12 protein-coding genes and 1 tRNA gene (1 of these 13 cut by a window edge) are annotated in these 13462 nt (G+C 37.2%); 10 read left to right on the top strand and 3 right to left on the bottom strand.

Features of this window, described 5'->3' with window-relative positions; genetic code table 11:
- Positions 1–119: 119 nt before the first annotated feature.
- The 10 genes from QME58_01550 (at position 120) to QME58_01505 (ending at position 11340) form a co-directional block, all read left to right on the top strand.
- Positions 120–1076: a M23 family metallopeptidase gene (locus tag QME58_01550; protein MDI6802513.1), complete on the top strand. Its 957-nt coding sequence runs from the start codon at positions 120–122 to the stop codon at positions 1074–1076.
- Positions 1077–1100: 24 nt separating this feature from the next.
- Complete coding sequence (locus QME58_01545; protein MDI6802512.1) at positions 1101–1325, top strand: DUF2795 domain-containing protein; 225 nt, start codon at positions 1101–1103, stop codon at positions 1323–1325.
- A 166-nt stretch (positions 1326–1491) separates the two neighbouring features.
- Positions 1492–3534: a BamA/TamA family outer membrane protein gene (locus QME58_01540; protein ID MDI6802511.1), complete on the top strand. Its 2043-nt coding sequence runs from the start codon at positions 1492–1494 to the stop codon at positions 3532–3534.
- Position 3535: 1 nt separating this feature from the next.
- Positions 3536–4657 (top strand): DNA polymerase III subunit delta', encoded by a 1122-nt coding sequence (locus QME58_01535; GenBank protein MDI6802510.1) that lies wholly within the window; start codon positions 3536–3538, stop codon positions 4655–4657.
- Positions 4658–4667: 10 nt separating this feature from the next.
- Positions 4668–5450 carry a regulatory iron-sulfur-containing complex subunit RicT gene (gene ricT, locus QME58_01530; protein MDI6802509.1) on the top strand — a complete coding sequence of 261 codons (783 nt, stop codon included), beginning with the start codon at positions 4668–4670 and terminating at the stop codon, positions 5448–5450.
- A gap of 5 nt (positions 5451–5455) precedes the next feature.
- Positions 5456–7522 carry a methionine--tRNA ligase gene (gene metG / locus QME58_01525; protein ID MDI6802508.1) on the top strand — a complete coding sequence of 689 codons (2067 nt, stop codon included), beginning with the start codon at positions 5456–5458 and terminating at the stop codon, positions 7520–7522.
- A gap of 23 nt (positions 7523–7545) precedes the next feature.
- The gene (locus tag QME58_01520; GenBank protein ID MDI6802507.1) at positions 7546–8025 is read left to right on the top strand and encodes a DUF2721 domain-containing protein; all 480 of its coding nucleotides are present in this window, start codon (positions 7546–7548) and stop codon (positions 8023–8025) included.
- Positions 8026–9210, top strand: a complete 1185-nt coding sequence (locus tag QME58_01515) for a right-handed parallel beta-helix repeat-containing protein (GenBank protein ID MDI6802506.1) — start codon at positions 8026–8028, stop codon at positions 9208–9210.
- Between the two features lie 293 nt (positions 9211–9503).
- A complete protein-coding gene (locus tag QME58_01510; protein MDI6802505.1) occupies positions 9504–11054 on the top strand; it encodes a T9SS type A sorting domain-containing protein in 1551 nt (516 codons plus the stop codon).
- A 151-nt stretch (positions 11055–11205) separates the two neighbouring features.
- Positions 11206–11340, top strand: a complete 135-nt coding sequence (locus QME58_01505) for a hypothetical protein (GenBank protein MDI6802504.1) — start codon at positions 11206–11208, stop codon at positions 11338–11340.
- 55 nt (positions 11341–11395) lie between these two features.
- Here the strand turns inward: QME58_01505 and QME58_01500 are convergent, their stop codons facing one another.
- Positions 11396–12895 carry a hypothetical protein gene (locus QME58_01500; GenBank protein ID MDI6802503.1) on the bottom strand — a complete coding sequence of 500 codons (1500 nt, stop codon included), beginning with the start codon at positions 12893–12895 and terminating at the stop codon, positions 11396–11398.
- A 283-nt stretch (positions 12896–13178) separates the two neighbouring features.
- The coding region (locus QME58_01495; GenBank protein ID MDI6802502.1) for a GIY-YIG nuclease family protein at positions 13179–13462 on the bottom strand (284 nt) is incomplete at its 5' end.
- Positions 13436–13462: transfer RNA gene (locus QME58_01490), tRNA-Val, on the bottom strand (it continues 148 nt past the right edge of the window). The genes QME58_01490 and QME58_01495, both read right to left, overlap by 27 nt.

Raw genomic sequence — 13462 nt, 5'->3', positions numbered from 1 at the left:
TTTTATATATAATTAGCAAAAAAGTATTGTAACTTTGTTTGAAAACAGCTTATTTCATCAACTTTTATTTTAAAATCGTTGATGGGAAGGCAAATTAACTAAATAAAACACATTTTATATTGATTTTTAAGAACCGTAAATATTTCTATTTTTCCGAAAAAGACCTTACTTATAAGGAGGTAAAGCACTTTGGTTTTAAAACCATAGTTACGATACTTTCGAGTGTGGTCTTGATCGTGAGTATAATCTTTAGTGGAAATTATATTATTTACGATTTTTTAAATCTCGGTTATGATCGAATTAATAAAATTGTAGATGAAAACAAAGTTTTAAGATCTCAAATATCATCTTTAACACAAAGATTTGAAGAATTTAAAACTGACATCGACAAGATTAATACTCAAGGCGATTATCTCAGATTACTGGTTGATATTCCTAAACTGGATACGGATGAGTTGAAGGTTGGCGTTGGCGGTAGTATATTTAAATTTGATTCTAAACAAATTTTGAATAATAGTGAAAACGCTCTCAGTCAGATAAACGACATTGCCGATAAACTGAGCAGGGAAATAAATCAGCAAAGCGAAAGTTACGCGAAAGTTCTTCAAAAGTATAATTACAATCAGAAACTTTTTGCAGCACTTCCGGCATTAAAACCGATGGACGGATATCATTCAATCGGTGGTTTCGGAAAAAGAATGCATCCGGTTCTCGGTTTCTTCCGTAAGCACGAAGGTTTGGATATCATCAATGACGTTGGTACACCGGTATATGCAGCCGGCGATGGTTCAGTCGAATTTGGTGGACGCAGCGGTGGCGGTTATGGTATCGTTGCAGTTATCAATCACGGCTTTGGTTATCAAACTTTGTATGCTCATTTATCGAAGGTACTTGTCCGTTCGGGTGCAAAGGTTAAACGTGGCGACCTGATTGCAAAAAGTGGAAGAACCGGATTAGTAAGTGGGCCCCATTTACATTACGAAGTCCACTACAGAGGTGTCAAACAAAATCCTATTGATTACTTTTTAGACAATCTATCTGTGAATGAATATGTCAGAAATATTTCAAAGCGTTAATATTTTAATAAGGAGAATTATTTTATGATTTGGACTTTGGAACTCGCTGCACATTTAGACGATGCGCCCTGGCCCGCTACTAAAGAAGAATTAATCGATTACGCGAATCGAATCGGTGCGCCGATCGAAGTTATTGAAAATCTGCAGGAACTTGAAGACTCCGACGAACCGTATGAAAGTATGGAAGATATATGGGTCGACTTTCCCTCGGATCAAGATTTTTTCTTTGAAGACGAAAATGAATATTAGATTTGAATCTTAATAAATTTTATAAACCTTTACTAAGAAACCCATCTTGTTCAACCGGATGGGTTTTTTTATAAACTGAACCCACTTGATATTTTTAATCAAATATAATTACCATTGCAGAATTAGTATTTATTTACTCGTATTAATCTATTTGTTTTCCCTTCCGTTGTTTTCTCAAGATGTAGTATCAGAGAAGCCTCTTGAAGTAAATAATATTGAATTATCGGGTAATAAGTTCTTTGATGATAAAACAATTTTAGAAACTTTTATTACAAAAATATCACCAGGCGCTTTTTCAAAATTCTTGTATAACATATTTGGCGAAAAATTTGGAAGACAAACAGAATATTTTTATCAAGATGTTTATTATTCTGATATTGAACGCTTGAAACAACTCTATCACGATTATGGATTCTTTAATCTGAATGCCGCTTCATCGTATTCATACAATTCCGACACTACTGTAATCAAAATTGATTTGAAGATAGATGAAAATGAACGATCGTATATCGATACCGTAGAATACAGAGGGATTGAAAGTATAGATCAAAAGGTGCTGAATGAAATATTCTTGGAACCAAAGATTAAAGTAGGAAGTCCTTACGAAAAATCTAAAATCAACGACGAAGCCACAAGAATAACTGAGATTATTTCAAACAGTGGATATCCTCTGGTTACTATACTGCCCGAAAGTTCAACTGCAATCAGATACTTCTCGACTAACAGATTTAAAATCACGTATGCAATACTCCCCGGTAAAAAATATAAATTCGGAGAATTAAGTATAGTTGTTGAACCCCCTCGTGAGGATATAACAAATAAGATTATTACAAAACATTTAGATTTTAAATCGGGAGAGTTAATAAGTAAAAATAAAGTAATATCATCTGAAAGGAATTTAAACAGGTTAGGTTTGTTTGAGGCAGCCCGAGTTGAGATTCCGGAAATTGCTGTTACTACGATTGGCGATTTGCTCCCGATTAGCGTTCGTGTGAAGCCAAGAGATAAACACGAAATTGCCCCCGAAGTAATTCTATCGGATGAAGATAACGTATTTAATTTGGGTTTAGGTCTTGGATATACCAACCGAAATTTTCTTGGTGATGCCCGGAATTTTAATTTACGATTACGTTTCAATACGCAATCAGTGCAAGAGTGGAATTTTGGAAGGGTTTTCGGTAAGTACGGCTTGAAAGACAATTCAGTCCAGGGTAAAGTAGATTTGAATTTTCAGATAATTCAACCTTACCTTTTCACACGTACACTAAATGGAACGTGGTCATTATCGTTAATCGCTGATAAAAAAAACTTTTACTTTGTTACACTCGTTCGAAATAAAATCGGGTTGATTAATCAATTTGCTACTTATACAACCGGATTTATTGATTGGATATTAGAACGATCGGACGTTAATTGGATCGAGGATACGATTAAAACAGGATTGAGCATCACCCGTTTGAAGCAAGAGGAGCAACCGCAGTTTAACTCTATTCTGAGTTTTACTTTGCAGAGGGATAAAACCAACGATATGTTTTCACCAACAGAAGGTTTTTTTCATGCCGCATCCATTGAGGAGTCAGGAATTCTCCAAAATGTTTTAAAAACTATTCAGCAGTCACTTCCATTCACTCAATACTACAAGGTAACTTTATTTGGAAGGTGGTATAAAGATTTATCGCGGACAAAATTTAATATTTTAGCTGTAAAACTGAAAGCCGGATATCAGGATAAATATGGTGAAAGCAAACTAAATCAAAATATATCAATTCCATTGAATAGGAGATTTTTTGCAGGAGGAAGTGGAAGCGTGCGTGGTTGGAAAAATCGTGAGCTTGGCTCAATGCTGCAACGCGAAATCCCATTAGGTGGAAATTTCCTATTTGAAGGTAACACCGAACTTCGCATAAACCACATGCGCGGATTTGGGAAATTATGGATTTTAAATCTGGAAAACTTATGGGCTGTTTATTTTTTAGATTATGGGAACCTGTGGAATAATTTCAAAGACGTAAACATCAAAGATGTAGCAATTGCTTCCGGAGTAGGTATCAGATACGATACTTTTGTTGGACCGGTGAGGTTTGATTTCGGGATTAGAGTTTACGACCCGATGGAAATTGCAGGGAAAAAATGGATCTATCAGAAAAAATTTTTTAACGAAACACTCTATAATGGAGTTTTAAATTTCGGAATTGGACACGCATTCTAATATGAGCTGGGATATAGTTATAGGACAAAATCGAGCTAAGAGAATAATTCAAAAGCATCTCGAACAAAATCGTTTACCACATTCGTTGCTTTTATACGGTGGCGACGGTGTTGGCAAAGATGCGGCAGCCATTCAAATCGCAAAAATCCTTAATTGTAAAACTGCATTAACCGATTCCTGCAATTCTTGCCCCGATTGTCATAAGGTTAGTATCCTTCAACACCCTAATGTTCACCTCGTGTTTCCTCTTCCGGTAGGTAAGAGTGAATTATCCGATGATTTTCCACTCGAAAAATTAACGCCAGAAGAACTTTCACAAGTTTATTCCGAGTTAGCAGCTAAAGCCAAGAATCCTTATCATAAAATCTCAATTGAAAGAGCCAATTTCATAAAAATTACAAGCATCAGGGAAATAAGGAAAAAATCTGCACTCAGTGTTTTATCGCAAGGAAGGAAAGTAATCATAATCTTCGATGCAGAAAAAATGAATGAACAATCGTCTAATGCGTTATTAAAAACCCTTGAAGAACCTCTGGGCGAAACCGTATTGATTCTCACAACATCGAACAAAGACGCATTACTTCCCACAATTATTTCACGATGCCAATTAATTCGATTTGAAGATTTAAAGGAAGATGAAATATCTGACGCACTTCAAAGTCGCGAAAACTTAGATGAACAGCAGAGCAAAATCATCTCACGTCTATCAAATGGAAGTTACACGCACGCTTTGCAGTTAATGCAAACTAATTTGAATGCAAAACGGAATCAGCTTGTGGATTTTTTGGCGATCATTCTTACTCAAAACACTGTGAAGATTTCAGAGGAAATAGAAAAAATGACAAAAGAAAACGATCGGGCTGAAATCGAACAGTTGCTTTTACTGCTGCAGGTTTGGTTCCGTGATGTGCATACACTCTCGACTGGGAGCGATCAAGTTTTAAACGTTGACCAAAAAACCCGTCTTGAAAAATTTAACGCTATCTATAAAAATTTCGATATCTACGCTGTTTTTAAAGAAATTGAAAAAGCTCTTTTACTTCTCAAAAAAAATGTATATATTAAATTGATTATTACAGTAATGGTTATTAAAATAAGACGTATTATTTTAGTTAAAAATTAAGGTTCTATTAGTGCATCAGAATAAGTATCCGCAGGAAAACGAGAAGACAAATTCAAAAGGAAATAACTTTCCTGATGAATATTATTCTCAAAACGGGAATGTTCATTGCAAACAGTGCCCTCAAGAAACCCAACAAAATGTAACTACCGAAATTAGTTATGCCCTCATTAAATTCAAAGCAGACCGGTGCGATTTTTATTGTGTGCAGAATGGATTGAGTATTCAGATTAATACTTATGTAATTGTTGAAGCCGACAGGGGTTGCGACATCGGGATGGTTGTATCGACAGGGAATCTCGCCTTCTTAAAAATGCAGACAAAAAAGGGAAACTGCGGTGAGTTAAAAAAAATTATCAGGTTAGCAAACGAAGGCGATTTACAACAGCTCCAAGAGAATCGAACAAAGGAAGCCGAAACTTTTAACATAGCCCTCGAAAAAATATCAAAACATCAGTTGTCGATGCGTCTGGTTGATGTTGAATACCAATTCGATTTGAACCGGATGACTTTCTACTACACAGCCGAACACCGAATAGACTTTCGTGAATTAGTGAAAGACTTGGCTTTCGTTTACCATACACGCATCGAGATGCGACAGATTGGTGTACGGGATGAAACTAAAAGAGTAGGTGGTATCGGTGTTTGCGGCAGACAAATTTGTTGCACAATTTGGTTACACGACTTTGAACGGATTTCTTCTCAACACGTTGCTCAACAAGGATTATCTCATAATCCGCTGAAACTTTCGGGACAATGTGGCAGGTTGAAATGCTGTTTGGTATTCGAACAATAAATCAAATGAAAAAAGAGTATAAAAGAATTTTAATTACCGCAGCGTTACCATACGCAAACGGTAAAATACATTTAGGTCATTTAGCCGGCGCATATTTACCGGCTGATATTTATGCCCGTTATCAAAGGTTACAAAAACGTGATGTACTTTTTATTTGCGGCTCCGATGAACACGGCGTTCCTATTACGATCACTGCGGAAAACGAGAAAACAACACCTCAGGCAATCGTAGATAGATATCACGAGTTGAATAAAAAAGCTTTCGGAAAATTCGGGATGAGTTTCGATAATTACTCACGAACTTCGCTTCCGCTGCACCATTCTATTGCACAGGAATTTTTTATAAAGATGCACAGAGCAGGGATATTAAAAGAAAAAATTGAGAAGCAACTTTACGACCAAAAAGCGAGGATGTTTTTACCTGATAGATATGTGGAAGGAACCTGCCCGACTTGTAAAGCACCCGATGCCCGTGGCGATCAGTGCGAAAAATGCGGCACTTTTTTAAATCCGACCGATTTGATCGACCCGAAAAGTAAAATCAGCGGCGATACTCCGATTGTGCGTGAAACCTCGCATTGGTATTTTCCTCTCGGCGATTATCAGCAACGACTCAAAAATTATATAGATAAAAAAAATACTGAAGACGGTTGGCGCGATAATGTTATTAAGTATTGTCAATCCTGGTTCAACGATGGTCTCCAAGACCGAGCAGTTACGCGCGATTTGCAATGGGGGGTGGAAGTTCCGTTAGAAGGTTATAAGGATAAGGTTTTGTATGTGTGGTTCGATGCAGTGTTAGGTTATATTTCGAGTACAAAAGAATGGTCGCAAAAGAACGGTAACGAAAAGTGGAAAGATTATTGGACGAAAGATGATACAAAGTATGTAGCGTTCATCGGAAAAGATAATGTTGTGTTCCATTGTATAGTTTTTCCGGCAATGTTGATGGCATGGAACGATAATAGCGATATTAAATATGTACTTCCTACAAATGTACCCGCCAATGAATTCTTGAATTTGGAAGGACAAAAGTTTTCGAAAAGCCGCGGATGGGGTGTTGATGTAGATGAGTTTTTAGAAAAATATCCTGCCGATTCGCTGCGATATGCTCTTGCGGTCAATATGCCCGAATCACGCGATTCCGATTTTTATTGGAAAGATTTTCAAGCGAAGCATAACAACGAGTTAGCCGATATCCTCGGTAATTTTGTAAATCGCACGTTTACTTTTGTTCATAAAAATTTTGAGGGCGTTGTTCCTCAATTACACGAACTCTCTGATTTGGATAATGCTTTCGTGAATGAACTTACGCTCAAACCCGAGACGGTAGGTAACTTAATTGAAAAATATAAATTCCGTGAGGCGGTACTCGAAACTATGAACCTCGCTCGTTCTGCCAATAAATATTTTAACGATAGCGAACCCTGGAAAACAAATAAGAATAATCCTGAAAAATGTTCTACAACAATCAACATTAGCCTACAAGCAGTTCGGACACTTTCTATTTTATTTCAACCCGTTATACCCGGTGTGGCGCATCGAATACATTCATTGTTTAATTTGCCGGTTACCAGCGAAAACTTCAGTTGGAATAACGCAGCGAAATTAGAATTAAAACCGGGTACCAAATTAGGAATTTCTGAAATTCTCTTTACCAAAATTGAAGACGAAATTATACAAAAAGAATTGGATAAATTAAGCGTTCCCAACAAGTCTTCAGATGTTCAAGTGGTAGAAATTAAACCTACAATTACGATTGAAGATTTTAAAAAAATCGATTTACGCGTTGCAACGGTTATGGAATGTGAGAAAGTTCCAAAATCAGAAAAATTGTTAAAGTTACAGATTTTATTAGGTGCTGAAAAACGGCAGTTGGTTGCCGGTATCGCTCAACATTATAAACCAAGCGATTTAATCGGGAAAAAAATAATTGTTGTCGCGAATCTTCAGCCAACAAAATTAATGGGAACCGACTCGCAAGGGATGCTGCTCGCGGCGTCAGATACTGATGGGAAACTTGTTTTTGTAACAACCGCTGGAGAAATATCCAACGGTGCAATTGTCAAATAATCTTACATAAATAACATATTCCGATGTTCGATATTTCTGCTACACAGATAATTCAAGCAATTTTAGCCCCGGCAATAATGATTTCAAGCTGCGGGCTAATTCTTCTTGGGCTTCAAAACCGGTATTCATTTATTGTCAATCGCATCCGATTATTGAACGAAGAACGACGTCGATTACAGAAACAATTAGTTTCCGGGAAAGACTTGGACTATTCGGAAAATATCAGGTTCCACAGCGTCCGCCAACAAATGCAGGAGCTTTCAACACGCGCCTTCATTTTGCGTAATGCTATCCTTTTCGAAATCATTGGGGCTATATTTTTTGTTCTAACATCTCTCCTAATAGCTTTGTTCTTTTTCATCCCGCATGAATTTGTACAAATCTTACCAATATTTTCCTTTTTAATCGGACTGGTTTCAGTTCTGATGGGATTACTTTTCTTTGGGAGAGATATTTTAAAAGCTTACAAAGTAATTAAACTTGAAACTCAGGCTGAGGAGTAAATGAAAAATTTAATAATATTTGGATTAACGATTATCTTAATTCACTCTAATGTTTTATCGGGTAACAGAACCATCGAAGTTAAAAAAGGCGAAAGTTTGCAGACTGCAATCGATATTTCTGTTGACGGTGATACAATATTAATTTATGAGGGTGAATTCAAAGCACTTCCACGATCGTATATCGAAGAAGAGTGCGGTAATTGCAGTCAACAAAATACAAATGTAACAGCAACTACAGGTTTTATTGTAGAGGGTAAAGCTGTTGTAATCAAAGGTGCCGGTCCGTTCAAAACAAAACTTATCACGAATGCCGGATATGGCTTCCTGTTTCAGAATAGCGGCGGTTCATCGATTTGCAATTTAACGATTAGCGGTGGTAAACGTGATAGAGACGCTAATGCTACGAACGGAGGAATTGTAACAAAAAACAGTATCGTCCACATAAAAAATGTTCACGTCAAAGATAACGAGGAATATTCAGATGATACCGTCGTTGGTATTTCTGGAATTGTTGGTCGCGAAAATTCTGAATTAATCATCGAAAAATGCCTCATCCGGAACAACAGTTGGGATGGGATAGCTCTTTATCGTGGTGCCATTGCTGTTATCCAGGAGAATACTATCGAACAGGGCAGGGGCGTAGGCATAGGAATTACCTGGGATGCAAAAGCAACCGTCATGAAAAACAGCGTCTCATATTATTGGAAAGGAATTGGAACTTTCGGAAACTCAAGCGCAATAGTTAAAAACAATATCGTGTTTGAAAATCTGGGATGGGGAATTGTAATTACAGGTTCATCGACTATGGAAGTAGCAAACAATGTTGTTGACAAAAATGGGAATTGTGGTATTGCAGTTTGGGAAAGTACTGCCGTGGGTAAAATTTATAACAATATAATTACAAATAATGGCTGGCGCGACGAATGGGTTTGTCCGCAAGTTGGTTATTGGATGAACGGCAATCCAGTTAATGTGGAATTCTCATTCAATAATGTGTGGAATAATATTATGGGCAATTATAGGTTTACCAAAGACTTGACGGGAATTAAGGGTAATCTATCGGTGGATCCACTATTTATTCCTGAAAAAAATTATATGCTTGATAGTACTTCACCATTAAAAAATGCGGGGAGTTTTTATCCAAACAGTAAAGGGAAAAGATTTCCAATTGGGAAACAAGACTAATAAATTTATCGAAATTAATAAATTGTTAACTGCATTTATTCAGAATTGAAAATGATTATTGTTAGAAATAAATATTTTTATCCCAAAAACGCAATTTTCCATTCAATTTGATAGATTTGTTCTTAATTTAATACTTTAAAAAAGAGGGTTATAGTGGCATAATACTTGACTTTATATAATCAGTTCGTTATATTGCCGATGTAATTTATATTGATGGCAGCAGTAATAAATATTATTAAATTAAAAATATTATTAAATAACTATATGTCAAAAAAAATAAATAGGAGGTTTTTATGAAAATTTTTACAACTTTATTTATCTTAATTTTTTTGGTTGCTTTTTCAGAAGCGAACAGTCAAGCTACTTGGCCCGATTATGCAGGGAAAGCTGCATGTTTCGGCTGCCATATATCTACCAAACCAATCGACCTTGCAGAGTTTAACAAGTCAGGACACCCTTGGAAAATTCAAAAAATCGACCCAACTAAAATTGGAATCGACGGAGTTTATCGTCCATTCCCAACCGGAACAAACGAATACGGCGTTCCACTTGCACCTGAAGCTTTAGCCCTTGGATATCGTTATGATGATCTCTACCAAGATTCAAGTGTCTCGTATCTAATAGGCGGTTTTGGCTGGAAGGCTCGTTGGATGAACAAAAATGGTTATATTTTTGAAGGGACAAAAGCACAATTTAATTTGGGGACTACCTTACCAGGTACTCCTAAAACTTTTAGTGCTTATAATGCTTTAAACGTTGCAAATCAAACATTTGCATTACGCACCCCAACAGGTGCCTTATACACTTGCGGGAGTTGCCATACTACTGGTTGGAAAAAATATGATGCAACAACTTCGCCATATCGTTATGAAGATAAACCTGGTTTTGATGGGACATTTTTTGAATTCGGTGTTCAATGCGAAGGCTGCCACGGACCAGCGAAAGCTCATACTCAAAATCCTTCAACCAAACCTCCCAAAGATGGATTTAATGGTTGCAAAACTTGTCACGCTCGAGGTCTTGGTGTAAGAATTCCTGTAAAATCTGGTGGGCAATTTTTAGATCATCGTGAACAATACGACCAAATGGTTTTCACAAAACATCGTCGTACTGCAAATATGACATGCGTAACTTGCCATGATCCACACAAGAGCACAGTTTATGACCGGGGTGGTTTAAAATCGATAGCAAAAGGTTGTTCCTGCCACCAAAGTAAAGTAATTAATATTATCAAAGATGGTGTAACGCTCCAACACAATCAATGCAAAGATTGCCACATGCCATATATCGGAAATACTGCAGTGAAACAAAATGATAATCGTGGCGACCAGGCATCGCATATGTGGAAGATTAAAACTACAACTGATAATAAATTCACAGGTATGTGGACTGCTGATTCTCTTAACGTAAAGATTCCAACAGATTCCATCGTGGCTCATACACTCGATTTTGCATGTTTGGGTTGCCATACGACTAAAGATTTAACATGGGCTTCCGGTCATGCGACAGGGATGCACTCTAAAACCATTATCATCACTAATGTTGGCGATGACAAAAACATCCCAAGCGCTTGGTATCTCAATCAAAATTATCCAAACCCATTTAACCCGAGTACTATGATTAAGTTTGGATTACCAACAGAATCGAATGTGAAGATTACTATCTTCGATATTGATGGACGTTTGATAAATACAATTGCGGATGCAAAATATGCAGCCGGTGAGCATCAAGCAACGTGGAAAGGCACTGATGTCAGCGGTAAATTAGTTGCAACTGGTGTTTATATATATCGTCTTGATACTGATCAGTACAACCAAACAAAAAAGATGTTGTTGATGAAATAAGGACAACTGGTATTTATTTTTCGAGGGACAACTAATTTTTTAGTTGTCCCTTTTTTTTGTCCTGAAATATGTAATAAAGGAGAAACAAATTAAGAGGGGAACTTTGTGGAGGCTGGGTTCTGCTTAAAAGAGGTGGAGAACCTGCGACCTCATGGCAGTTCTCAGAAATATGCTTATCTTTCCATACGAATACGAATTACATCAAACCGAAAAGCTCGAAGTAATTATGAACATAATAATAAACATTTTACAAAAAATCGGTTATCCTGTAATTCTAATTTTTTAAAACCTCCTCGCATCATTATCAGCAAGGAGGTTTTTTATTTTACATCAATTTTATCTCACCATGAATACCTGATGGTATAGGTTACTACTTTTTCTGAATCCTTCGCAATTTTCACAGGAAACTTTATAGTGGACTGGTCAACTTTTACCCATTCAGTGCTGCTCTTTGTAATATCCCACTCGCTCCAACGCCACGGGTGTTCGTAAATCATAACTTCGACTGCTTCACTCTTATGATTTCTCACTTTTATTTGTATCGTTTCTTCAACGACTCTACCGCCGGCAAAAGATTTAAAATCTGTTTGCGCTCTCTCGCCTACAATGTCAAACGCGTTTCCCAAATATAGTCGCACCTCTTCATCTTTCGGAGTATGGTCGATCTGATCTTCACCTATAAATTGTTCTTTGCCGTCGTCGTCGCGCTTGTACACACGTACTTTACCTTTAGGTAACGGAATTCCAAGTCCCGATTTTCCATCATTTTTGAAAGTAACAAACACACCTACTTTTGGATTCGACTGCTGACCAAAACTACTCTGGTTACGATAAGAGTAATTCTTGTACCATGAACGCCACTGGTCTGCCAAGCCGTCGTAGATAAATACTTTTTTTGAAGTAACATTTTTACCGGATACAAGCTCTACTTGTTTTGTTTCATTATTGTTTATATTTGTCTTCCTTTGCAGTGTATACAATTTGTACTCAAAAAGCTCAGTCTGTTTAAATTGCGGTTCAGCAGCTTTCATCATCACCATATCAGTTGCATACCTTCCTCCTCTTAATTCTTCTTGAACGATATTAACATCACCCGCAACAAGTTTAAGTCCTGCATCTTTAAATGAAGTTCCGGAATTATTCGTCAGAGTTACCCAGCCGGTCAAATCTAACTTTGAATCGTCTTTGTTGAGCAGTGCAACATAATTTGCATTCCACGAAAGTTGTCCGGCAAGATAGCTAATTTCAGTTTTATGAACTCCCGGTTTTGAGTTTTCTACAAGCCATTCAAGTTGTGGTTTCAGAATCAACCCCTCAGGCAAGCTCGGAAGAATAAGTCTACCTACTGGATTAATTTCTATCTTTCCACCGATTTCAGCAACCATACCTCCGGCAGTTGAGACCGTTCCATAGAAGGAAGACGGAGCTTGCCACCCGGCAGCTAACAGTTTTCCTTTTACTGAGTACTCTTTCTTGGTTTCTTCGTTCAAACGGATGAATTCAATTTCTTTACCTATGTACTTTTCCAGAAGTTTTGACTGGTTCACAAGGTCGTACTGATAATTTTGTTCAAGAACTCTAACCGCAAACGGGTCAGTCAGACTCGAAAAATGAAGTGAAGTCCCATCAATCGTCGCAGGGATATCAGGAATGATGACCCGGCTGAAACCTTTTGCGATATTGATAGTTCTTTCCTCACGGATGAGGGAAAGATTTTGGTTATAGATAGTTAAATCAACTGACGTGCGTTCTCCAGTGTTGGTTTGTTTATTCTGAGAATGAAGTGAGTTGTAGAGGCCCGCCAGAATAATAACGATTGCGAAGATAAGTATTCGTTTCATAAAAATTCCTTTCAATTTTCATCTATACAAATATAATAAATATTCGGAGTGCTTGCAAGGGAAGCAGGACTTCTGAGAATATTCGAATCGTGTCTATTATTATTGATTTTATTCAAACCTTTATCTTGCCGATGATCGAAGACCACTATATGACAGGCACATTCTCGATTGAATTGAATTTTTCCACAATATGTAAGTGTAGAACATATTAGTGGACGCTGCGGGGATCGAACCTGCGACCTTTCCGTCTCGAATCGGAGATACGAGACGGAACGCTCTGAACCTACTTCGCATTGATTGCTATTAAATTTTCAATAAATTTTTTACTTTTACGATTTTTGATAAATCTTTCGTGGCGAGCTGCTTCGGACTTTGTCCGAAATTCTTCAGAGTAAACTAACTTCCAAGGAATGCCACGCTTGGTAAAATTAGAACGTGCGTTGTTATGGTATTCAAGACGTTGGTTTAAATCGTGTGTATGTCCAACGTAGTAAATATTTTTTGAATCACTCCACAATATGTAAGTGTAGAACATATTAGTGGACGCTGCGGGGATCGAACCTGCGA

It is taken from the genome of Bacteroidota bacterium (assembly GCA_030017895.1).
Classification (GTDB): Bacteria; Bacteroidota; Ignavibacteria; order UBA10030; family BY39; genus JASEGV01.
The sequence above is the reverse complement of the archived record's forward strand: the minus strand, read 5'-3'. Positions and strand labels throughout refer to the sequence as shown.

Excerpts from the sequence above, each read along its gene's own strand:
- metG (MDI6802508.1), top strand. The coding sequence starts at position 5,456 with ATGAAAAAAGAGTATAAAAGAATTTTAATTACCGCAGCGTTACCATAC.
- QME58_01505 (MDI6802504.1), top strand. The coding sequence starts at position 11,206 with ATGGCAGTTCTCAGAAATATGCTTATCTTTCCATACGAATACGAATTA.
- QME58_01520 (MDI6802507.1), top strand. The coding sequence starts at position 7,546 with ATGTTCGATATTTCTGCTACACAGATAATTCAAGCAATTTTAGCCCCG.
- QME58_01515 (MDI6802506.1), top strand. The coding sequence starts at position 8,026 with ATGAAAAATTTAATAATATTTGGATTAACGATTATCTTAATTCACTCT.
- QME58_01510 (MDI6802505.1), top strand. The coding sequence starts at position 9,504 with ATGAAAATTTTTACAACTTTATTTATCTTAATTTTTTTGGTTGCTTTT.
- QME58_01500 (MDI6802503.1), bottom strand. The coding sequence starts at position 12,895 with ATGAAACGAATACTTATCTTCGCAATCGTTATTATTCTGGCGGGCCTC.
- QME58_01535 (MDI6802510.1), top strand. The coding sequence starts at position 3,536 with ATGAGCTGGGATATAGTTATAGGACAAAATCGAGCTAAGAGAATAATT.
- QME58_01545 (MDI6802512.1), top strand. The coding sequence starts at position 1,101 with ATGATTTGGACTTTGGAACTCGCTGCACATTTAGACGATGCGCCCTGG.